At 56.8% G+C, this 22969-nt stretch carries 15 protein-coding genes, 1 tRNA gene and 3 rRNA genes; 4 read left to right on the top strand and 15 right to left on the bottom strand.

All coding sequences use genetic code 11. From position 1 onward, the window contains the following. Positions 1-157 precede the first annotated feature (157 nt). Positions 158-1108, top strand: a complete 951-nt coding sequence (gene coaA / locus C3F38_RS03565) for a type I pantothenate kinase (protein ID WP_033636718.1) — start codon at positions 158-160, stop codon at positions 1106-1108. Between the two features lie 45 nt (positions 1109-1153). Here the strand turns inward: coaA and birA are convergent, their stop codons facing one another. The 11 genes from birA to C3F38_RS03510 all read right to left on the bottom strand — a co-directional run bounded on the left by birA (position 1154) and on the right by C3F38_RS03510 (position 14334). Further along, positions 1154-2116: a bifunctional biotin--[acetyl-CoA-carboxylase] ligase/biotin operon repressor BirA gene (gene birA, locus C3F38_RS03560; protein ID WP_033636716.1), complete on the bottom strand. Its 963-nt coding sequence runs from the start codon at positions 2114-2116 to the stop codon at positions 1154-1156. Beyond that, positions 2113-3150, bottom strand: coding sequence for a UDP-N-acetylmuramate dehydrogenase (gene murB, locus C3F38_RS03555; protein WP_055313630.1), 1038 nt, complete (start codon positions 3148-3150; stop codon positions 2113-2115). Before murB ends, birA begins: the two co-directional genes overlap by 4 nt. A gap of 375 nt (positions 3151-3525) precedes the next feature. Then, positions 3526-3641: ribosomal RNA gene (gene rrf / locus C3F38_RS03550) — 5S ribosomal RNA — on the bottom strand. A gap of 105 nt (positions 3642-3746) precedes the next feature. Further along, positions 3747-6654, bottom strand: a 23S ribosomal RNA gene (locus tag C3F38_RS03545). A gap of 234 nt (positions 6655-6888) precedes the next feature. Then, a tRNA-Glu gene (locus C3F38_RS03540) sits at positions 6889-6964 on the bottom strand. Between the two features lie 140 nt (positions 6965-7104). Beyond that, positions 7105-8646 (bottom strand): 16S ribosomal RNA (locus C3F38_RS03535). Together the 16S, 23S and 5S rRNA genes with 1 tRNA gene alongside form the textbook arrangement of a ribosomal RNA operon. A gap of 391 nt (positions 8647-9037) precedes the next feature. After that, positions 9038-9571 (bottom strand): menaquinone-dependent protoporphyrinogen IX dehydrogenase, encoded by a 534-nt coding sequence (gene hemG, locus C3F38_RS03530; RefSeq protein ID WP_025304933.1) that lies wholly within the window; start codon positions 9569-9571, stop codon positions 9038-9040. A 21-nt stretch (positions 9572-9592) separates the two neighbouring features. Then, on the bottom strand, positions 9593-11044 hold the full coding sequence (gene trkH / locus C3F38_RS03525) for a Trk system potassium transporter TrkH (RefSeq protein WP_004934492.1): 1452 nt from the start codon (positions 11042-11044) through the stop codon (positions 9593-9595). A 35-nt stretch (positions 11045-11079) separates the two neighbouring features. Then, positions 11080-11694 (bottom strand): IMPACT family protein, encoded by a 615-nt coding sequence (locus C3F38_RS03520; protein WP_047729358.1) that lies wholly within the window; start codon positions 11692-11694, stop codon positions 11080-11082. Further along, positions 11694-13025, bottom strand: coding sequence for a Xaa-Pro dipeptidase (gene pepQ, locus C3F38_RS03515; protein ID WP_055317332.1), 1332 nt, complete (start codon positions 13023-13025; stop codon positions 11694-11696). The genes C3F38_RS03520 and pepQ overlap by 1 nt, the downstream gene beginning before the upstream one ends. Positions 13026-13137: 112 nt before the next feature. Then, positions 13138-14334 (bottom strand): MFS transporter, encoded by a 1197-nt coding sequence (locus C3F38_RS03510; protein WP_055311782.1) that lies wholly within the window; start codon positions 14332-14334, stop codon positions 13138-13140. Between the two features lie 233 nt (positions 14335-14567). On the opposite strand from C3F38_RS03510, the gene fadB reads away from it, so the two are divergent. Further along, on the top strand, positions 14568-16757 hold the full coding sequence (fadB, locus tag C3F38_RS03505; protein ID WP_055317333.1) for a fatty acid oxidation complex subunit alpha FadB: 2190 nt from the start codon (positions 14568-14570) through the stop codon (positions 16755-16757). A 10-nt stretch (positions 16758-16767) separates the two neighbouring features. Continuing rightward, positions 16768-17931, top strand: a complete 1164-nt coding sequence (gene fadA, locus C3F38_RS03500) for an acetyl-CoA C-acyltransferase FadA (RefSeq protein WP_025304928.1) — start codon at positions 16768-16770, stop codon at positions 17929-17931. 172 nt (positions 17932-18103) lie between these two features. Here fadA and fre read toward each other — a convergent pair whose 3' ends face one another. The 3 genes from fre to pepE form a co-directional block, all read right to left on the bottom strand. Continuing rightward, on the bottom strand, positions 18104-18805 hold the full coding sequence (fre, locus tag C3F38_RS03495; RefSeq protein WP_004934474.1) for an NAD(P)H-flavin reductase: 702 nt from the start codon (positions 18803-18805) through the stop codon (positions 18104-18106). A gap of 50 nt (positions 18806-18855) precedes the next feature. Continuing rightward, complete coding sequence (gene ubiD, locus C3F38_RS03490; RefSeq protein WP_048232423.1) at positions 18856-20352, bottom strand: 4-hydroxy-3-polyprenylbenzoate decarboxylase; 1497 nt, start codon at positions 20350-20352, stop codon at positions 18856-18858. An 86-nt stretch (positions 20353-20438) separates the two neighbouring features. Further along, the gene (gene pepE / locus C3F38_RS03485; protein ID WP_047729368.1) at positions 20439-21164 is read right to left on the bottom strand and encodes a dipeptidase PepE; all 726 of its coding nucleotides are present in this window, start codon (positions 21162-21164) and stop codon (positions 20439-20441) included. Positions 21165-21410: 246 nt separating this feature from the next. Here pepE and rfaH point away from each other — a divergent pair, with 246 nt between their 5' ends. Then, a complete protein-coding gene (rfaH, locus tag C3F38_RS03480; protein ID WP_004934466.1) occupies positions 21411-21899 on the top strand; it encodes a transcription/translation regulatory transformer protein RfaH in 489 nt (162 codons plus the stop codon). Positions 21900-21944: 45 nt separating this feature from the next. Here the strand turns inward: rfaH and hemB are convergent, their stop codons facing one another. Beyond that, on the bottom strand, positions 21945-22967 hold the full coding sequence (hemB, locus tag C3F38_RS03475) for a porphobilinogen synthase (protein ID WP_033636707.1): 1023 nt from the start codon (positions 22965-22967) through the stop codon (positions 21945-21947). Between the last annotated feature and the right edge of the window lie 2 nt (positions 22968-22969).

Genomic DNA, 22969 nt, shown 5'->3' with positions numbered 1-22969 from the left:
CGCTTCGCACAATTGACATAAACTGCTGCCTATCGACAACTTTTGCGAAAAAAGTCTACGCCAAAAACGAAGCTGTCTATAATATGCAGCTTGTTTATTCTCTGGAGCTGGCGTCCGGCGCCTTTCCCAACCTGCGTTAACAGGCAGAATTTGGCTTATGATAAAAAGAGATCAATCTTTAGCAACGCCCTACCTACAGTTCGATCGTACCCAATGGGCTGCATTGAGAGATTCGGTGCCGCTGACGTTGTCGGAAGAAGAGATCGTTAAACTGAAAGGGATTAACGAAGATCTCTCGTTGGAAGAAGTTGCGCAGATTTATCTGCCGCTGTCACGACTGTTGAACTTCTATATCAGCTCCAACCTGCGGCGGCAGGCGGTACTGGAGCAATTCCTCGGCACCGACGGGCAAAAAATTCCCTATGTCATCGGCATCGCCGGCAGCGTAGCCGTCGGTAAGAGCACAACAGCGCGCTTGTTGCAGGCACTGCTGAGCCGCTGGCCGGAACACCGCAGCGTTGAGCTGATCACGACCGACGGCTTCTTGCATCCTAATAAGGTGCTGAACGAACGCGGCCTGATGAAGAAAAAAGGCTTCCCGCAGTCTTACGATATGCATAGCCTGGTGAAATTCGTGTCGGAAGTGAAATCCGGCGCCAAACGCGTCACCGCCCCGGTTTATTCCCATTTGATCTATGACGTTGTGCCCGAGGGCAATAAAGTCATCGAGCAGCCGGATATTCTGATCCTGGAAGGGCTTAACGTATTGCAAAGCGGTATGGATTACCCTCACGATCCGCATCGCGTATTCGTTTCCGATTTTGTCGACTTCTCTATATATGTCGATGCCCCAGAGACGCTATTGCAAAGCTGGTATATCAATCGCTTCCTGAAATTCCGTCAGGGCGCATTTTCCAATCCTGATTCTTATTTCCATCACTATTCAAAATTGCCGGAACCGGAAGCGATTAATATCGCCACGCAATTATGGAATGAAATTAACGGATTGAATTTGCAGCAGAATATACTGCCTACGCGCGAGCGAGCCAGCCTGATCATGACCAAAAGCGCTAACCACGCCGTTGAAAGCGTGCGTTTAAGAAAGTAAGCCTACCGATCGATTCAGGGGACGTTGCCGTCCCCCTTTCACTAACTATTCCGCACTGCGCAGCGATATCTCCCCGCCGATGAAGGGTTTTATCTCCCCGTCTTGTTCCAGCAGTAGCGCCCCCTGCGAATCGATGCCTCGGGCGATGCCCACAATCTGCCGCTCGCCAATCAGGAGCTTGACCGGTCTGTCGATAAAGTTATCCAGGGTACGCCAGCGACCGATAAAGGGCGCCAGTCCGTCTATCTCAAACTGTTTCAACGACTGACGCAGCTCATTGAGCAGGGTTGCAGCCAGCTCATTACGATCGATCTGAATTCCCGCTTCCTGTAGGTTAATCCAGCCCTGGGTAATGGCGCTGGCGTTGGTATCCCGCATCGCCAGGTTGATGCCGGCACCGATGACCAGTTGAGCCGCATCGCCGGTTTTTCCCGTCAGTTCGACCAGAATCCCTGCCAGTTTACGATCGTTCAGATAAAGATCGTTAGGCCACTTAACGCGCACGTCTGCGGCACCGAGACGCTGCAGAACTTCCGCCATCACCATCCCGATTACCAAGCTGAGCCCCATGGCCGCCGCCGGGCCTTGCTCCAAGCGCCAGAACATCGACAAGTATAAATTAGCGCCGAATGGCGAGATCCACTGCCGCCCACGGCGCCCACGCCCCGCCTGTTGGTATTCAGCGACGCAGGCGTCACCGGAGTGCAGCTCGGCGATGCGGTCCAGCAAGTATTGGTTGGTGGAATCGACCACCGGCAACACGCTTACACGCTTGTCTTCCAGCAGGCTGAGGATACGCTCGGCTTCCAACAGCTGGATGGCACCAGGCAGGCTGTAACCTTTGCCTGGCACGGTAAAAACATCCAGCCCCCACTCGCGAATGGTTTGAATATGCTTATTGATCGCAGCACGGCTCATGCCGAGTGACTCACCGAGGTGTTCCCCGGAATGGAATTCGCCGTCGGCCAGCAGCGCGATCAGTTTTAACGGAACCTTGGTATCTTTCATGACAACACCGCCACGGCATTCAGCTCACCGGTCGCGCCAATAAAACGCACCTCAGGCTCCAGCCAGACGCCAAATTTATCGGCCACCGTCTTGCGTACGTGACGCGCCAGCGCCACCACATCCTGGCTGTGGGCGTTGTCGATGTTCACCAGTACCAGCGCCTGCTGGCGGTGTACCGCAGCACCACCGAGACGATATCCTTTCAGCTCGCATTGGTCGATAAGCCAGCCGGCGGCCAGCTTCACCTGGCCATCCTGCTGCGGATAATGCGGTATGCCAGGATATTTGGCGATGAGTTCTGCGGCTTTCTCTGCGTTCACCAGCGGATTCTTGAAGAAGCTGCCGGCATTGCCGGTTTCACGCGGATCGGGCAGCTTGCTGCGGCGCATGGCGCATACGGATTCAAATATCTGAAGCGGCGTCACCGTAGCGGGATCCAGCTTAGCCAGATCGCCGTAGCTCAATTTGGGTTGCCACTGTTTGTTGAGGCGTAAACCCAGCCCAACAATGACATGCCCGGTTTGGAAACGGTGTTTGAAAATACTTTCCCGGTAGCCGAAACCACACTCGGCAGCCGGAATGCGATCGATAGCGCCGGTAGAGAAATCCAGCAGATCGACATACTCGCAAACGTCTTTCAATTCGACGCCGTAGGCACCGATGTTCTGAATAGGTGCGGAGCCGGCCAATCCAGGAATCAACGCCAGGTTCTCCAGACCGCAGATCCCGGCCTGCAGCGTATATTGCACCAGATCATGCCAATTCTCACCGGAGCTGACGTGGAGATGCCAGGCATCACTATCTTCCCGGACGTCGATACCCTTTAGCTGATTGACCATGACCGTGCCCGAAAAATCCTCCAGGAACAGCACGTTGCTACCTTCACCGAGAATCAGCAGCGGCTCCTGACGCTTGCGCGTTTGTTGCCAAACCTTGAGCATCTGCTCAATTCTATCGGCTATGACCAGGTGCGCTGCGTTGACCGGGAGCGCAAACGTATTGTGGTTTTTTAAAGACGCGCTTTCAGTAGACATAACGTTCAATACCTATACGGAAATAATCTTTCGCCTAGTCTACTCGATTCGAGGCGTCTGGCTAATATTTGTTTTAATTAACGTGAAATTTATCGAATAATACACTGAAGAATTAAGACTTATCTTTGATATAACCGGATAATTCTCATCAACACCTTAATAAATAGGCATTTTTATTATTTAAATAATAATCTGAAGCTAACAATTATATATGAACTGGCTATTCCCCCGACAAAAAACATTATTCTTCCTTATAAGACTAAGCTACATATGCCAAAAAGGTATTTTTCAAAGCAATAGATACTGTCAGGATATTTATTTTACGCATAGCAAAAAGCCCTGAACTGACGTTCAGGGCTTTCGGCTTGGTTTGATGCCTGGCAGTGTCCTACTCTCGCATGGGGAGACCCCACACTACCATCGGCGCTACGGCGTTTCACTTCTGAGTTCGGCATGGGGTCAGGTGGGACCACCGCGCTATTGCCGCCAGGCAAATTCGTTTTATTCCAACCGCTTCACTCTCGTGTCGCCATCAGAACCAATCTGTAAACAAGCTGAATATTGTCTTGGTCTCACCAAAACACCTTCGGTGTTGTAAGGTTAAGCCTCACGGATCATTAGTACTGGTTAGCTCAATGCATCGCTGCACTTACACACCCAGCCTATCAACGTCTTAGTCTTAAACGTTCCTTCAGGGGCCTTAAAGGCCCAGGGAAGACTCATCTTGAGGCAAGTTTCGCGCTTAGATGCTTTCAGCGCTTATCTTTTCCGCACTTAGCTACCGGGCAATGCCATTGGCATGACAACCCGAACACCAGTGGTGCGTTCACTCCGGTCCTCTCGTACTAGGAGCAACCCCTCTCAATCTTCCAACGCCCACGGCAGATAGGGACCGAACTGTCTCACGACGTTCTAAACCCAGCTCGCGTACCACTTTAAATGGCGAACAGCCATACCCTTGGGACCTACTTCAGCCCCAGGATGTGATGAGCCGACATCGAGGTGCCAAACACCGCCGTCGATATGAACTCTTGGGCGGTATCAGCCTGTTATCCCCGGAGTACCTTTTATCCGTTGAGCGATGGCCCTTCCATTCAGAACCACCGGATCACTAAGACCTACTTTCGTACCTGCTCGAGCCGTCACTCTCGCAGTCAAGCTAGCTTATGCCTTTGCACTAACCTCACGATGTCCGACCGTGATTAGCTAACCTTCGTGCTCCTCCGTTACTCTTTGGGAGGAGACCGCCCCAGTCAAACTACCCACCAGACACTGTCCTCACCCCAGATTATGGGGCCGAGTTAGAACATCAAACATTAAAGGGTGGTATTTCAAGGATGGCTCCACGCAGACTGGCGTCCACGCTTCAAAGCCTCCCACCTATCCTACACATCAAGGCTCAATGTTCAGTGTCAAGCTATAGTAAAGGTTCACGGGGTCTTTCCGTCTTGCCGCGGGTACACTGCATCTTCACAGCGAGTTCAATTTCACTGAGTCTCGGGTGGAGACAGCCTGGCCATCATTACGCCATTCGTGCAGGTCGGAACTTACCCGACAAGGAATTTCGCTACCTTAGGACCGTTATAGTTACGGCCGCCGTTTACTGGGGCTTCGATCAAGAGCTTCGCCTTGCGGCTGACCCCATCAATTAACCTTCCAGCACCGGGCAGGCGTCACACCGTATACGTCCACTTTCGTGTTTGCACAGTGCTGTGTTTTTATTAAACAGTTGCAGCCAGCTGGTATCTTCGACTGGCTTCAGCTCCATCCGCGAAGGACTTCACCTACATGCCAGCGTGCCTTCTCCCGAAGTTACGGCACCATTTTGCCTAGTTCCTTCACCCGAGTTCTCTCAAGCGCCTTGGTATTCTCTACCTGACCACCTGTGTCGGTTTGGGGTACGATTTAATGTTACCTAGAGCTTAGAGGCTTTTCCTGGAAGCAGGGCATCAACTACTTCTGCACCGTAGTGCATCGTCATCACGCCTCAGGGTTGGTATGCAACCGGATTTACCAGGTCACACCCCCTACACGCTTAAACCGGGACAACCGTCGCCCGGCTAGCCTAGCCTTCTCCGTCCCCCCTTCGCAGTAACACCAAGTACAGGAATATTAACCTGTTTCCCATCGACTACGCTTTTCAGCCTCGCCTTAGGGGTCGACTCACCCTGCCCCGATTAACGTTGGACAGGAACCCTTGGTCTTCCGGCGAGCGGGCTTTTCACCCGCTTTATCGTTACTTATGTCAGCATTCGCACTTCTGATACCTCCAGCAACCCTCACAGGCCACCTTCAACGGCTTACAGAACGCTCCCCTACCCAACAACGCCTAAGCGTCGCTGCCGCAGCTTCGGTGCATGGTTTAGCCCCGTTACATCTTCCGCGCAGGCCGACTCGACCAGTGAGCTATTACGCTTTCTTTAAATGATGGCTGCTTCTAAGCCAACATCCTGGCTGTCTATGCCTTCCCACATCGTTTCCCACTTAACCATGACTTTGGGACCTTAGCTGGCGGTCTGGGTTGTTTCCCTCTTCACGACGGACGTTAGCACCCGCCGTGTGTCTCCCGTGATAACATTCTTCGGTATTCGGAGTTTGCATCGGTTTGGTAAGCCGGGATGGCCCCCTAGCCGAAACAGTGCTCTACCCCCGAAGATGAGTTCACGAGGCGCTACCTAAATAGCTTTCGGGGAGAACCAGCTATCTCCCGGTTTGATTGGCCTTTCACCCCCAGCCACAAGTCATCCGCTAATTTTTCAACATTAGTCGGTTCGGTCCTCCAGTTAGTGTTACCCAACCTTCAACCTGCCCATGGCTAGATCACCGGGTTTCGGGTCTATACCTTGCAACTATTCGCCCAGTTAAGACTCGGTTTCCCTACGGCTCCCCTATACGGTTAACCTTGCTACAAAATATAAGTCGCTGACCCATTATACAAAAGGTACGCAGTCACACCACGAAGGTGCTCCCACTGCTTGTACGTACACGGTTTCAGGTTCTATTTCACTCCCCTCGCCGGGGTTCTTTTCGCCTTTCCCTCACGGTACTGGTTCACTATCGGTCAGTCAGGAGTATTTAGCCTTGGAGGATGGTCCCCCCATATTCAGACAGGATGTCACGTGTCCCGCCCTACTCATCGAACTCACGACCTGTGCATTTTAGTGTACGGGGCTATCACCCTTTGCTGCGCGACTTTCCAGACGCTTCCACTAACACACAAGCCGATTCAGGTTCTGGGCTCCTCCCCGTTCGCTCGCCGCTACTGGGGGAATCTCGGTTGATTTCTTTTCCTCGGGGTACTTAGATGTTTCAGTTCCCCCGGTTCGCCTCATGCCACTATGTATTCATGACATGATAGTGTGTCGAAACACACTGGGTTTCCCCATTCGGGTATCGCCGGTTGTAACGGTTCATATCACCTTACCGACGCTTTTCGCAGATTAGCACGCCCTTCATCGCCTCTGACTGCCTAGGCATCCACCGTGTACGCTTAGTCACTTAACCTCACAACCCGAAGATGTTTCCATCGTTCGCGCTGCAAACATTTGAGAGACTCTATGACAGGTTACTCTTTACCCCAGTACTTCTACGGAGGGATAAATTTCAGCCGTCATGTTTCAATTTTCAGCTTGTTCCAGATTGTTAAAGAGCAATATCTTAAACATGACTCGCAAGTCATCTTTAAGATTTTTTCGGCCTGTCGTGACCGGTGATAATGTCTTTCACTCATTATCGGAATGGCGTCCCCAAGGGGATTCGAACCCCTGTTACAGCCGTGAAAGGGCAGTGTCCTAGGCCTCTAGACGATGGGGACACGAAAATCCGATTAAACTGAATAACTTAATCGGTTCGTATCAGCATGAGTAACTCATGGCATCAACAGGTAGCGCTTTGCTCGTTACTTTTTCATCAGACAATCTGTGTGAGCACGCCACTCGAACTAATATCTTTAGGTAAGGAGGTGATCCAACCGCAGGTTCCCCTACGGTTACCTTGTTACGACTTCACCCCAGTCATGAATCACAAAGTGGTAAGCGCCCTCCCGAAGGTTAAGCTACCTACTTCTTTTGCAACCCACTCCCATGGTGTGACGGGCGGTGTGTACAAGGCCCGGGAACGTATTCACCGTAGCATTCTGATCTACGATTACTAGCGATTCCGACTTCATGGAGTCGAGTTGCAGACTCCAATCCGGACTACGACATACTTTATGAGGTCCGCTTGCTCTCGCGAGGTCGCTTCTCTTTGTATATGCCATTGTAGCACGTGTGTAGCCCTACTCGTAAGGGCCATGATGACTTGACGTCATCCCCACCTTCCTCCAGTTTATCACTGGCAGTCTCCTTTGAGTTCCCGGCCGAACCGCTGGCAACAAAGGATAAGGGTTGCGCTCGTTGCGGGACTTAACCCAACATTTCACAACACGAGCTGACGACAGCCATGCAGCACCTGTCTCAGAGTTCCCGAAGGCACCAAAGCATCTCTGCTAAGTTCTCTGGATGTCAAGAGTAGGTAAGGTTCTTCGCGTTGCATCGAATTAAACCACATGCTCCACCGCTTGTGCGGGCCCCCGTCAATTCATTTGAGTTTTAACCTTGCGGCCGTACTCCCCAGGCGGTCGATTTAACGCGTTAGCTCCGGAAGCCACGCCTCAAGGGCACAACCTCCAAATCGACATCGTTTACAGCGTGGACTACCAGGGTATCTAATCCTGTTTGCTCCCCACGCTTTCGCACCTGAGCGTCAGTCTTCGTCCAGGGGGCCGCCTTCGCCACCGGTATTCCTCCAGATCTCTACGCATTTCACCGCTACACCTGGAATTCTACCCCCCTCTACGAGACTCTAGCTTGCCAGTTTCAAATGCAGTTCCCAGGTTGAGCCCGGGGATTTCACATCTGACTTAACAAACCGCCTGCGTGCGCTTTACGCCCAGTAATTCCGATTAACGCTTGCACCCTCCGTATTACCGCGGCTGCTGGCACGGAGTTAGCCGGTGCTTCTTCTGCGAGTAACGTCAATTGATGAACGTATTAAGTTCACCACCTTCCTCCTCGCTGAAAGTGCTTTACAACCCGAAGGCCTTCTTCACACACGCGGCATGGCTGCATCAGGCTTGCGCCCATTGTGCAATATTCCCCACTGCTGCCTCCCGTAGGAGTCTGGACCGTGTCTCAGTTCCAGTGTGGCTGGTCATCCTCTCAGACCAGCTAGGGATCGTCGCCTAGGTGAGCCATTACCCCACCTACTAGCTAATCCCATCTGGGCACATCTGATGGCAAGAGGCCCGAAGGTCCCCCTCTTTGGTCTTGCGACGTTATGCGGTATTAGCTACCGTTTCCAGTAGTTATCCCCCTCCATCAGGCAGTTTCCCAGACATTACTCACCCGTCCGCCGCTCGTCACCCAGGGAGCAAGCTCCCCTGTGCTACCGCTCGACTTGCATGTGTTAAGCCTGCCGCCAGCGTTCAATCTGAGCCATGATCAAACTCTTCAATTAAAAGCTTGATTTGCTTCCACTCGAGAAGCGATGCTCAAAGATTTACTGCATGAATTTTACTTCAGTTAGTCACTCTTCAAGACTTGATATTTTTTTGCATCCGAAGATGCTGGATATCGTCTTGTGGAGTGCCCACACAGATTGTCTGATAAATTGTTAAAGAGCAGTGCCGAGAAACTCATCGGCGCGGGCTGCGTATATTACGCTTTTCACCCAGAGAGTCAAGCGTTTATTTCGCTTTCTTCTCGCTGACCCGGCGGCTTCTCAGTCGTTGTTCCCGGTCAGTGGAGGCGCATTATAGGGAGTTCTCGGCGGGCCGCAACCCCTAATTGCAAAAAACTTTTCAAGCGCGGTTTTTTTCGGCAAAACGCTGGCCAAACCCGCATTTTTGTCACTTTTCGTACTGGATCTGGCTAAATTCCTGGGCGAAACGGTCGACCTGCTGCCAATCGGTGTACTCCACTTCCTTACTGGTATCCGTTTCACCGCCCGTCATACGCATAATAAATTGAATCATGATGCGGTCGAACCAGCGATAGCGCGGATAACGCAATGCGCCGGCAAACACCGCGCACTGTTTTGGCTGCCACGGCGAGGCCAGCAGGAACTTGCGAGTATAAGCGTTGGTTTGCGGCGAGCGCTTTTCCGGTTTACGCGCGGTCAGGTTCACGGCAAAGAACGCGCTCGGCATTCGATTCAGTTGCTCGGCATGACGCTTGACGAATTTATCCAGCGCCGGGTTAAAGTGCCCGTAACGGATAGAAGCGCCGATCATCACCTGCTGATACTGGCTAAGATCGACCTGTTCCGCCTGCAGCAGATCGATCACCTCACAACGCAGCGTGTCCTGCAGCTTGCTTGCTATATAAGAAGCGATAGCGCGTGTTTGCCCGTCACGGCTCGAATAAAGTATCAATGCCTTCATGGCGTACTCCTTATATCAGACTCACTCACGCCAGAAGGTTGGCGTGAACAGCACCAGCAATGTGAACACTTCCAGGCGCCCGAACAGCATCGTCACCACCAGGATCCACTTGGCCGCCGCCGGCATCGTGGTGAAGTTATCCGCCACTACGCCCAGGCCGGGGCCGAGGTTATTGAGCGTTGCCGTCACTGCGGCGAACGCGGAAAAATCGTCAACGCCGGTGGCAATGATCGCCAGCATGCTGACGATAAACACCAGCGCATAGGCAGAGAAGAATCCCCATACCGCCTCCAGAATGCGTTCCGGTAGCGCACGGTTGCCCAATTTGATGGTATAGACCGCGTTGGGGTGCACTAACCTTTTCAACTCACGCGAGCCCTGCAGGTACAGAAGCAGGATACGAATCACCTTCAGGCCACCGCCGGTCGAGCCGGCGCAACCGCCGATGAACGCCGAGCACAGCAACAACATAGGCAGAAACAGCGGCCACTTGGCGATGCTGTCGGTCGTAAAACCGGCCGTGGTCGCCATCGATACCACCTGGAAGAACGCCTGATTGAGCGTTTCCATACCGCTCTTATAGACGCCATGCCCCCAGAGCACCAACGTGCATACCACCACCAACGTCAACTGGACGAAGATGAACATGCGGAATTCAGGATCGCGCCCATACACCTTCAGACTGCGACCGCTTAGCAAAGCGAAGTGCAGGCCGTAGTTACAGCCGGAAATCAGCAGGAACACGGCGATGATGGTGTTGATGGTCGGACTGGCGTAATAACCGATACTGGCATCGTGGGTAGAAAAACCGCCGATGGCGATGGTCGAGAAACTGTGGCCAATGGCGTCGAACACCGACATCCCAGCCCCCCAGAGCGCCAGCGCGCAGGCGACGGTCAGCAATACATAGATTAGCCACAGGGTTTTGGCGGTTTCGGCGATGCGTGGACGCATCTTGTTGTCTTTCAGCGGCCCGGGCATTTCCGCCCGATACAGCTGCATGCCGCCGACGCCGAGTATCGGCAGTATCGCCACCGCTAACACGATGATCCCCATGCCGCCCATCCATTGCAGCATCTGGCGATAGAACAGAATGGCCTTCGGCAGCGAGTCCAACCCCACCAGCGTCGTCGCACCGGTGGTCGTCAATCCCGAGAAGGATTCAAAGAAGGCGTCGGTCAGCGACAGGTTGGGCCGTTCCGAAAACAGGAACGGCAACGCCCCCACGCTGCCCAGCACGGTCCAGAACAGCACGACGATCAGGAAGCCTTCTCGGGGCTTCAGCTCGTGTTTCTGTTTGCGGTTCGGCCACCACAGCATCAGACCGATGGTCAGCGCCACGAAGAAGGTTTGGCTGAACGCACGCCCCGCCCCATCGCGGTAAATCAATGCCACCAGGCCGGGAATAAACATCGTCCCGGAGAACAGGATGACCAGCAGACCAACGATACGGGTTATGGCGCGAAAATGCATTTCAGCACGATCCTTAGCAATTCAATTGGGAGGAATTATTGCGAAATGGGGGTTAATTGCAAATTACCGCGACTGAGATCACGCAATTTATTTCCAAACAGCTCGACCTCGGTGGTCGGCAAGGCCAGATGCAGCACAACGGCGGCGCCGTATTCGCCCTGCAGGATCCGACCTGCGGTTTGCTGCAGCAAGTTCTCCACCAGCGCCAACTGCGCATAGTCGCACTGCAAGATATATTCGGCTTCCGGCACCTTTTGTGCCAACGCCAACTGCTTCAACGCCTGTTGAACACCGTTGCCATAGGCTTTCACCAGCCCGCCGGTGCCCAGCTTGACGCCGCCATAGTAACGAACGACCACGGCGGTCACTTCGCCAATACCGCTGCCCATCAACTGCGCGAGGATCGGTTTGCCGGCGGTGCCCGACGGTTCTCCGTCGTCGGAAAACCCCAGCTGCTGCGAGTCATCGGGGCTGCCGGCGACGAAAGCCCAACAATGGTGCCGCGCCGCCGGGTGCTCATCCCGCACCTGCTGAATAAACGCCTTTGCCGCTTCTACCCCGCTGGTCGGCGCCAGCAGGGTGATAAAACGGCTCTTCTTTATTTCTTCGGTAAAGCAGGTTGCTTCCGCCGGTATCGGGTACGGCCGCATCAGGCCAGGTTCAGATCGCGCGTCATGTTCTCGATGCGCTTTTCGTGGATCACGATGTTGTCTTCGATGCGTATGCCGCCGTACGGCTTCAGCGCATCGATGCGATCCCAGGCGAAGTGCTGCTTGAACTCACCGCTGCGCCACGGCGCCAACAGAGAGTCGATGAAGTACAGACCCGGCTCGATGGTCAACACCATGCCCGGCTGCAACACGCGGGTGCAGCGCAGGAACGGATACTTGGACGGCGCCGCCAGATGGGTGCCTTGCTCGTCCTGCATAAAGCCGGCGGCGTCGTGCACCTGCAGGCCCAGCGGGTGGCCCAGCCCGTGCGGCAGGAACGGCGTGGTGATACCCGTTTCAACCATCGCCTCTTCGCTGAGACCGTTCACCAACTTGTGATTCTTGAGCAGCTTGGCGATACGCTGGTGCATCTGCACATGGTAGTCGGTATAACGCACGCCGGTTTTGATGGTATCGATCAACGCCAGCTGCTCACCGTTGAGATCTTTCACCAGATGGGCAAACTCGCTGCCGCTTTGCGCCGCGTAGGTGCGGGTTAGATCGGCGGCGTAGCCGTTATATTCCGCGCCGGCGTCGATCAGGAAACTCAGGGATTCGGCCGGCGGCTGATGATCCAGCTTGGTGTAGTGCAGCACCGAAGCGTGTTCGTTCAGCGCCACGATGTTGTCGTAAGGCACGTCGGTATCGCGGTGGCCGGTCGCCGTCAGGTAGGCTAGGTTGATGTCGAACTCGCTCATGCCGGAGAGGAAGGCCTCATGCGCCGCACGATGGCCGGTTACCGCCGTCTTCTGCGCTTCCCGCATGCAGGCCAGCTCATAGCCGGTTTTGATCGAACGGTGGAAATCCAGGTAGTTCAACACCGCTTTCGGGTTGATGTTCTCAGAAGGGATGCCGAGATCGCGGGCGCGCTGTTGCGCATAACCGATATAGCCCACGCGCTCGCGCTGCGGCGGAAGCTGCTGGGCGATGGCGTCGGCGTTGGCCAGCGGCATCAATTCGAGGGACTTGGTCCAGAAACTGTTCGGCAGCGGCTCTACGCTGTGCCAGTAGTCAATCGGGGAGTAGAACCACAGCTTCGGCTTGTTGACACCGTCGATCCACAACCAGCAGTTCGGCACCGACGTCACCGGCACCCAGGCTTTGAAATGCGCGTTCACTTTGAACGGATAGCTATGATCGTCCAAAAATACCTTTTGCAGTTCCCCGGAGTGAATCAGCAGCGCCTCCAACTTGTTGCGCTCCAGCACTTCGCGCGCGCGTTTTTGCAGCTCTGCCAGGTGGTCGTTATACAAAGAAGCCAGCGTTTCCATCACAGTACCCTTATGCCTTAGCACGAAAGAAGTCATCTTAACACAGCGCTCCGACGCACCAACCTCATCGCGTTGGGCATGCGGAGCAGCTCGCAATTCCCTGCAAATGCCGTTACATCCGCAGTTTAACCATTAACCAGCCGGCCAGGCCGAGCAACGCTATCGCCAGCGCCCACAGGCCATGGTGCTCCAACAACACCGCGCCGGCCGCGGCGACGCCCGCCAGACACTGCTGCAGAAAGCCGCACAGCGCCATCGCATAGGCACCGTACTCTTTGGCGTCGCTGACCGCCATCGCCATGCTGTTGGGAAACAACACCGCCTGGCCAAAAATGGTCAGGCAATACAGCGCGATGAACAGCGCCATACCGGAAAGGCCGGCCAGAATGCCACTCCACCACAATATCAGGATCGCCACCGTCGCCAGAGCCACGATGCCGCTGCCGGTTTGCATCAGTTTTTTCCCGCCGACGCGCGCCACCCTACGGTTCACCGTCAACGCGCCGCTAAAGTAGGCGATGCCGATCACCAAGCCCAGCGCGCCGAACGCCGTGACGTTGAGACCAAAACCCTGTTGCATGACGAACGGGCTCACCTCCTGCAGCGTCACCGTGGTAGCGAAACCCAGCCCGCCGACGCAGGCCGGCCAAAAAAATCCCGGCCGCCGCAGGATGGCGAAGTAGGTAGCCGTCATCGCCGGGCGAGGCCCGCGATCGCGCCCCGCCTCCAGCGGCAGCGTCGTCATCAGCGCCAGAATGGCCAAACCGGTGGCGCCCATCAAGACGAAGCCCATCTGCCAGTGCGAATATTGGCTGAGCAGGCCGCCGACAAACTGACCGCCGCCCAGCGCGGTGATAAAAGCGATGGAGAGCACCGACAAACGCCGCGCCAGTTCGTCGCCGCTCCAGTTATCCCGCACGATGATACGCGCAATGATCGCCGCGCCACCGGCACCTACACCCTGCAGCGCGCGCAGCGCCAGCAGCTGGGTGCCGTTGCTGCACAGCGCCAACAGCCCGCTGCAGCCAATGAAAAGCAGCAGGGAAAGCGTCAGCGGCGCTCGGCGGCCAAAGCGATCGGCAGCCGCCCCCCAGAACAGCACCGGCAAGGCAGCGCCGATGACGAAGATCGAAATGGACAGCTCGGTGGCGCGCCGGCTCATTGCCAACTCACGCATCACCGTCGGCAGCGAAGGCAGGTACACGGTCGTCGCCATCTGCGCCATAAACACCAACAGACACGCCAGCGTCATGGTTCTGGCGGGAATGCTCCATAAGCCGCTGCGTTTAACACAAGCCGCCTTATTCATGCTTAACCTCGTCTGAATGATAAATCGCTGCAGGCAAGTGTATGAGGGCCGACAAACTCCAGCAAATGCCGATAGCACATAAAATATAACTTCGTTTTAAATCAAAAAACTAACTTGGCGAGATGTGATCAGACCAGCAAATATGCAATCTCTCATTTGCATATTTTTAACATAAAAACCACACTCCTCAACATCTGGTCATACCAGATCATACGCTGATTCAGGAGATAGACATGCTCTACCAAGGCGAAACATTACAACTGCACTGGCTCGATAACGGCATCGCCGAGCTGGTGTTCAACGCATCGGGCTCGGTCAACAAGCTGGACACCCGCACCGTCGCCAGCCTGGGCGAAGCGCTCACCGTGCTGGAAAACCAACCTGAGCTGAAGGGGCTGCTGCTGCGCTCCTCCAAAGCCGCGTTTATCGTCGGCGCCGATATCACCGAATTCCTTTCTCTGTTCGCCGCACCGGCTGAAAAGCTGCAAGAGTGGCTGGTGTTCGCCAACAACGTCTTTAACCGGCTGGAAGATTTGCCTGTGCCGACCATTTCGGCCATTAACGGCTATGCGCTCGGCGGCGGTTGCGAATGCATTCTGGCGACCGATTTCCGCGTCGCCTCACCGGACGCGCGCATCGGCCTGCCGGAAACCAAATTGGGCATCATGCCGGGCTTCGGCGGTTCCGTCCGCCTGCCACGCCTGCTGGGTAACGACAGCGCGCTGGAAATCATCGCCGCCGGCAAAGACGTCAGCGCCAAAGACGCGTTGAAAGTCGGCCTGGTGGATGCGGTGGTGGCACCGGAAAAACTGGCCGAATCGGCGCTGAAAATGCTGCAACAGGCGATCGACGGCAAGCTGGACTGGCGCGCCGTGCGTCAACCTAAGCTGGAGCCGCTGAAGCTCAGCCCGATTGAAGCCGCGATGAGCTTCACCACCGCCAAAGGCATGGTGCTGCAGACCGCCGGAAAACATTACCCGGCGCCGATGACCGCGGTGAAAACCATTGAAGCCGCCGCCAAGCTGGGCCGCGATGAAGCGCTGAAACTGGAAACCGCCAGCTTCGTGCCGTTGGCGCGCTCCAACGAAGCGCGCGCGCTGGTCGGCATCTTCCTTAACGACCAGTTCGTGAAGGGCCAGGCGAAAAAGCTGGCCAAGAATGTGGATGCGCCGAAACAGGCGGCGGTGTTGGGCGCTGGCATTATGGGCGGCGGCATCGCCTACCAATCGGCGCTGAAAGGCGTGCCGGTGATCATGAAAGACATCAGCGACAAGTCGCTGACGCTGGGCATGAGCGAAGCGGCCAAGCTGCTCAATAAGCAGCTGGAGCGCGGCAAGCTGGATGGCCTGAAAATGGCGCAGGTGCTGTCGACCATTCAGCCGACGCTGGACTACGCCGGCATCGAGCGCGCACAGGTGATCGTTGAAGCGGTCGTCGAGAATCCGAAGGTCAAAGCCGCCGTGCTGTCGGAAGTGGAAAACCTGATCGGTGAGGACACCGTTCTGGCGTCGAACACCTCGACCATTCCGATTAATCACCTGGCAAAATCGCTGAAGCGCCCGCAAAACTTCTGCGGCATGCACTTCTTTAACCCGGTACACCGCATGCCGCTGGTTGAAATCATCCGCGGCGAACAGACCAGCGATGACACCATCGCCAAAGTGGTGGCCTACGCCAGCCGCATGGGCAAAACGCCGATCGTGGTGAACGACTGCCCGGGCTTCTTCGTCAACCGCGTGCTGTTCCCGTATTTCGCCGGCTTCAGCCTGCTGCTGCGCGACGGCGCCGACTTCCGTCAGATCGATAAAGTGATGGAAAAACAGTTCGGCTGGCCGATGGGCCCGGCCTACCTGCTCGACGTCGTGGGCATCGACACCGCGCACCACGCGCAGGCGGTAATGGCCGCCGGCTTCCCGGATCGCATGAGCAAAGACTATCGCGACGCCATTGACGTGATGTTCGACAACCAGCGCTTCGGTCAGAAAAATCAGCTGGGCTTCTACCGCTACAGCCAGGACAGCAAAGGCAAACCGCGCAAGGACCACGACGAGCAGACCGATGTGCTGCTGGCCGAAGTGAGCCAACCGCGCCAGACCATCAGCGACGAAGAAATCATCGCGCGCATGATGATCCCGATGATCAACGAAGTGGTTCGCTGCCTGGAAGAGAAGATCGTCGCCAGCCCGGCGGAAGCCGATATGGCGTTGGTCTACGGCATCGGCTTCCCTCCGTTCCACGGCGGCGCGTTCCGCTACCTGGATACGCTCGGCACCGCCAACTACGTTGAGCTGGCCCAGCGTTACGCACACCTCGGCGCCCTGTATCAGGTGCCGGCCGGTCTGCGCGCCAAGGCCGAACGCAATGAAAGCTACTACCCGGTGGCGACACCGCTGTCCGACGTCGCTACCCGCCAACCGGCATGAGGTCATAAAGATGGAAAACGTAGTTATTGTTGATGCCGTACGCACGCCGATGGGCCGCTCCAAGGGCGGCGCCTTCCGCCAGGTGCGCGCCGAAGATCTCTCCGCTCACCTGATGCGTGAAGTGCTGAGCCGCAACCCGGCGCTGGACGCCGCCGAGATCGATGACATTTACTGGGGCTGCGTGCAGCAGACGCTGGAACAAGGCTTCAACATCGCCCGCAACGCCGCGCTGCTGGCCGAGATCCCGCACCGCGTACCGGCGGTGACCGTCAACCGCCTGTGCGGCTCTTCGATGCAGGCGCTGCACGACGCGGCGCGCGCCATCATGGTCGGCGACGCGCACGTCAGCCTGATCGGCGGCGTGGAACACATGGGCCATGTGCCGATGAACCACGGCGTGGATTTCCATCCGGGGCTGAGCCGCAGCGTGGCCAAAGCCGCCGGGATGATGGGGCTGACCGCCGAAATGCTGGCCAAGATGCACAACATCAGCCGCCAGATGCAGGATGAGTTCGCCGCCCGCTCCCACCAGCGCGCGCATGCGGCGACGCTGGCGGGTTACTTTAAAAACGAGATCATACCGACCAACGGCCACGACGCCGATGGCGTGCTGACCCGTTACGATTTCGATGAAGTCATTCGCCCGGAAACCACCGTCGAAAGCCTGTCGGCCCTGCGTCCGGCGTTCGATCCGGTCAACGGCACCGTCACCGCCGGCAGTTCTTCCGCCCTGTCGGACGGCGCTTCTGCCATGCTGCTGATGAGCGAATCGCGCGCCAAAGCGCTCGGTTTGAAGGCCCGCGCCCGCATCCGCTCGATGGCGGTCGTCGGCTGCGATCCTTCCATCATGGGTTACGGCCCGGTGCCGGCCAGCAAGCTGGCGCTGAAACGCGCCGGTCTGAGCGTGCAGGACATCGATCTGTTCGAGCTGAACGAGGCGTTCGCCGCCCAGTCGCTGCCGTGCATCAAGGATCTGGGGCTGATGGATAGCATCGACGACAAGATCAACCTGAACGGCGGCGCCATCGCGCTCGGCCACCCGCTGGGTTGTTCAGGCTCCCGCATCTCGACCACCCTGTTGAACAACATGGAACGTCGCGACGCGCAGTTCGGCCTGGCGACCATGTGCATCGGCCTGGGCCAGGGTATCGCCACCGTGTTTGAACGCGTTTAGCTGTGTCTATCTTGGGATGACCGCGTCACCACTTCAAATCGCGGCATCCCGCCAAGTTTAGTTGCCGTTCTTCCCGCCTGTCAGGGGCGGGTTTTTTATGCCTGAAGTTTGCCGGCGCCCAAATAAAAACGGGGCGACCCTCGGCCACCCCGTTCACTGCGCACCGCATCGGTCAGATAAACGAAAACGCGTCGCCGAACATATGCGCTTCCAGCGCGCCGCGCTCGGCGCAGAAACGCTCACGGGCGATTTTCGCCATCTCGAAACGCCCGGCGATGTAGATGTCATGCTCCGCCAGCGTGCCGAAATCCTGCAGCACCGCGCTGAGCACGGTGCCGCTGCGGCCGCGCCATTCGGCTTCCGGTTGCTCGACCACCGGGATCACCTTCAGATTCGGATGCTGCAACGACAGCGCTTCCAGCTCGCTCAAATCGTACAGGTGCTTCAGCTCACGCCCGCCCCAGTAGATCGAAATGTCGCGATCGGGCTGCTGCTCCAACGCGGTCAACAAGATTGAGCGCGCGTAAGAGAAGCCGGTGCCGCCGGCGATCAGCACCAGCGGACGGCTGCCCTCTTCCCGCAGCCAGGCGTCGCCGTGCGGCACGTCGACGGTGATCGCCTGCTCTTTCAGGATGCGATCCATCACCGCCATGGCGTACAGATTCAGCTCCGAAGCGCCGATGTGCAGCTCGATGTAATCTTGCTGCGTCGGGGTTGATGCCAGCGAGAACGGGCGCTTGTCGCGCTCGTCCATCACCACCATCAGATATTGCCCTGCCTTGAAAGAAAACGGCTGCTCGGGCACCAGACGTACCCGATAAACCGTATCGGTAATGGCCTCTACCGAGGTCACTTTACAGCTCAATATTGTCATGCGTTCCCTCTGTCGGGTCATCAATGCAAAGCTGAGAACAGGGCCTGACGCTACAGCGTCGGTTCCCTGCCACTGAAGATTGCGAGCTCATCCCAGATTTCGTCGACGCGCGCACGTACCTTTTCATCCATCTGAATCGGACGGCCCCATTCGCGATCGGTTTCACCCGGCCATTTATTGGTGGCGTCCAGCCCCATCTTCGAACCCAGACCGGAAACCGGCGAGGCGAAGTCCAGATAGTCGATCGGCGTATTCTCCACCAGAACGGTATCCCTTGCCGGATCCATTCGTGTGGTGATCGCCCAAATCACGTCGTTCCAGTCGCGCGCATTGACGTCGTCATCGCAGACGATAACAAATTTGGTGTACATAAACTGCCGCAGAAACGACCAGACGCCCATCATCACGCGTTTAGCGTGGCCGGCGTACTGTTTTTTCATGGTCACTACCGCCAGGCGGTACGAGCATCCTTCCGGCGGCAGATAGAAATCGACGATTTCCGGGAACTGTTTTTGCAGGATCGGCACGAACACTTCGTTCAGCGCCACGCCCAGGATCGCCGGCTCATCCGGCGGGCGGCCGGTGTAGGTCGAGTGGTAGATCGCGTTGCGGCGCTGGGTGATGTGGGTGACGGTGAACACCGGGAACTGGTCGATTTCATTGTAGTAACCGGTGTGGTCGCCGTAGGGGCCTTCCGGCGCCATTTCACCCGGCTCGATATAGCCTTCCAGCACGATTTCGGCGCTGGCGGGCACTTCCAGATCGTTGGAAAGGCACTTGACCACTTCAGTTTTATTGCCGCGCAGCAGCCCGGCAAAGGCATATTCAGACAGGGTATCCGGCACCGGCGTGACCGCACCGAGGATGGTGGCAGGATCGGCCCCCAGCGCTACCGCGACCGGGAAACGCTCGCCGGGGTGCGCCTGGCACCACTCCTGATAATCCAGCGCGCCGCCGCGATGCGACAGCCAGCGCATGATCACTTTGTTCTTGCCCAGCACCTGCTGGCGATAGATGCCGAGGTTTTGCCGTTCCTTATGCGGGCCGCGGGTCACCGTCAGCCCCCAGGTGATCAGCGGCGCGGCGTCTTCCGGCCAGCAGTGCATCACCGGAATACGGCCCAGATCAACATCCTCACCCTGCCATACCTGTTCCTGACAAGGCGCGGATCCCAGCACCTTGGTCGGCATGTTCAGCACCTGCTTGAACTTCGGCATTTTGTCGAACAGATCGCGGAAGCCTTTCGGCGGCTCCGGCTCTTTGAGGAACGCCAGCAGTTTGCCGACTTCGCGCAGCGCGCTGATGTCTTCCTGCCCCATGCCCATCGCCACGCGATTGGCGGTGCCGAACAGGTTGCACAGCACCGGCATGTCGTAGCCTTTCGGGTTTTCAAACAGCAATGCCGGGCCGCCCGCCCGCAGGGTGCGATCGGCAATCTCCGTCATTTCCAGGTAAGGATCGATCGGCTGGCTGATGCGTTTTAGTTCCCCTCTCTTCTCCAGCAACGAGAGGAAATCGCGTAAGTCACGGTATTTCATGCTGATCATTATAACGGCCAGTGGGGAGGGCATTATAAGCCCTCTTCACGGTTGTTGCTGCAATTTTGTTAATGCCGCCCGCTGCGGGGTGGCTCTCAGCCGCAGTTGAACGGCACCAGCGTGGCCAACGCACGCGTATCCTGATATTCGCGCGTCTCCTCGCCGTGGCGGAACACCTTGAAGCCCTGCCCGTTAGCGCTGAAGTAACGCAGCGCATTGCCTTCAACGTGCAGCAGGCTGCCTTCACGCAGCGCCACCACCGATTCACTCGGGTTGATCGCGCAGAACTCCGCCAGGCGCTCGTCACGGGTTTCGCCCATGTGGCCGCTGATATGCGCGTCGATGTAATGCGGGTTGATCTGCACCGGGAATAGCCCCAGCGCCGGCAGCACCACGCTGCAGCGCACCGGCATATCATTGGTGGTGCGAATGCTCGGCGTGGCCACGTTGCAACCGGCGCTCCAGCCGACGTAAGGCACCTCACGCTCGCGCACTGCGCGCTGGATGGGCACGATCAGGCCTTGCTCGTGCAGCATTTGGTTCAGCAACCAGGTATTGCCGCCGCTGACCAAAATGCACTCCGCCTGCGCGATCGCCGCCGCCGGCGAAGCGGCGTGATGGATACTGGTGACTTCGATGCCCAGCGTTTGCGCCAGCTCCTGCGCACGCTGGTCGTAGTCATAACGGATCAGGGCGTAAGGGATAAAGACGGCGGATTTGATGCCGCGACGCGCAATCATCGCCAGCAGTTGGCTTTTGGCGTACCCCAGCAGCTCGGCTTCGCCAGACAGCTTGCCGTTGCTCAACAGAAACAGCTCCATTTCTTTCCCCCTCGGTCAAAAACGATGAATAGCGTCACAGCCGGTAGCGCAACGCCTTGCCATACTGTGACGGTAACAAATTTTCAGCCCTCTGTTATACCAGCGCCGTATCGATAAGTGTGTGACCCCTCGCTAATAGCCGCATATTCATAGAGATAGGTGATGTTACACGCTGAAACTTGCATCACTATGTATCCGGAATAGCTTTTGATATGCTTACCGGCTGGCAGAAAGGCATGTGAAATTATGGAATCCTGGTATCTACTTTATTGCAAACGCGGTCAGCTGTTGCGAGCGCAGGAACATCTGGAACGGCAGCAGGTAAACTGCCTCAGCCCGATCATCACGCTGGAAAAGATCGTGCGCGGCAAGCGCATCGCGGTCAGCGAACCCCTGTTTCCCAACTACCTGTTTGTGGAGTTCGACCCGGAGCGCATTCACACCACCACCATCAGCGCCACCCGCGGCGTCAGCCACTTCGTGCGTTTCGGCGCGTTGCCGAGCGTGATCCCGAGCAAGGTGATCGATGAGCTGCGCACGCACGCCAGCGAAACCTATGTCGATCCGGAAACCCCGCAGCCGGGGGACACCGTTCTGATCGTCGACGGCGTATTCGAAGGGCTGCAGGCGATCTACACCGAGCCGGACGGCGAGGCGCGTTCCATGTTGTTGCTGAACCTGATCAACAAACAGGTCAGTCAAAGCATCGACAACCGACAGTTCCAGAAGATGTAATGCAAAAGGCGCCCTCAGGCGCCTTTTTGTTGGCTCATTTGGCGCTTAACGACGCATCGCGTCGTCGTGCAGCCACTGGGCGACACGCTTGGCGAAGTAGGTCAACACACCGTCGGCGCCAGCGCGTTTGAAGCACATCAACGACTCCATCACCGCAGGTTGCTCTTGCAGCCAACCGTTCTGAATCGCCGCCATATGCATCGCGTACTCGCCGGACACCTGATAAGCGAAGGTTGGCACGCCGAAGGTATCCTTCACGCGGCGTACGACGTCGAGGTACGGCATGCCCGGTTTCACCATCACCATGTCCGCGCCTTCCTGCAGATCCTGTGCAATCTCCTGCAGCGCTTCGTCGCTGTTGGCCGGATCCATCTGATAGGTCTTCTTATTGCCGCCCTTCAGGTTGCCGCTGGAGCCCAGCGCATCGCGGAACGGGCCGTAGTAACAGGAAGCATACTTGGCGGAATAGGCCATAATCTGTGTATTCACCAGGCCCTGCAATTCCAGACGATCGCGGATCGCCCCGATGCGGCCGTCCATCATGTCACTCGGCGCCACGATTTCCGCACCTGCTTCGGCATGGGACAGCGCCTGACGCACCAGGATGTCTTTGGTCACGTCGTTAATCACATAGCCCTGCTCATCGATGACCCCGTCCTGCCCATGCGTGGTGTAGGGATCGAGCGCTACGTCGGTCAGAATGCCCAACTCAGGCACCGCGTCTTTCAGCGCGCGCACCGTGCGCTGCACCAACCCTTCCGGGTTATAGGCTTCTTCCGCATGCAGCGATTTCAGGCCCGGCTCGATCACCGGGAACAGGGAGATCACCGGCACGCCGAGTTTGGCGATGGTTTCCGCTTCCTTGACCAGCAGATCGATCGTCATGCGCGATACGCCCGGCATCGAGGCCACTTCTTCCTGACGGTTGCTGCCTTCCATGACAAACACCGGATAAATCAGGTCGTTGACCGTCAGTTGGTTCTCGGCGACCAGGCGGCGGCTGAAGTCATGACGGCGCACGCGGCGCATACGGCGACCAGGAAAGGTACCCGGAAATGCATAGCTCATAG

This window comes from Serratia sp. SSNIH1 (assembly GCF_002935055.1).
In the GTDB taxonomy this organism is placed as follows: Bacteria; Pseudomonadota; Gammaproteobacteria; order Enterobacterales; family Enterobacteriaceae; genus Serratia; species Serratia nevei.
The sequence above is the reverse complement of the archived record's forward strand: the minus strand, read 5'-3'. Positions and strand labels throughout refer to the sequence as shown.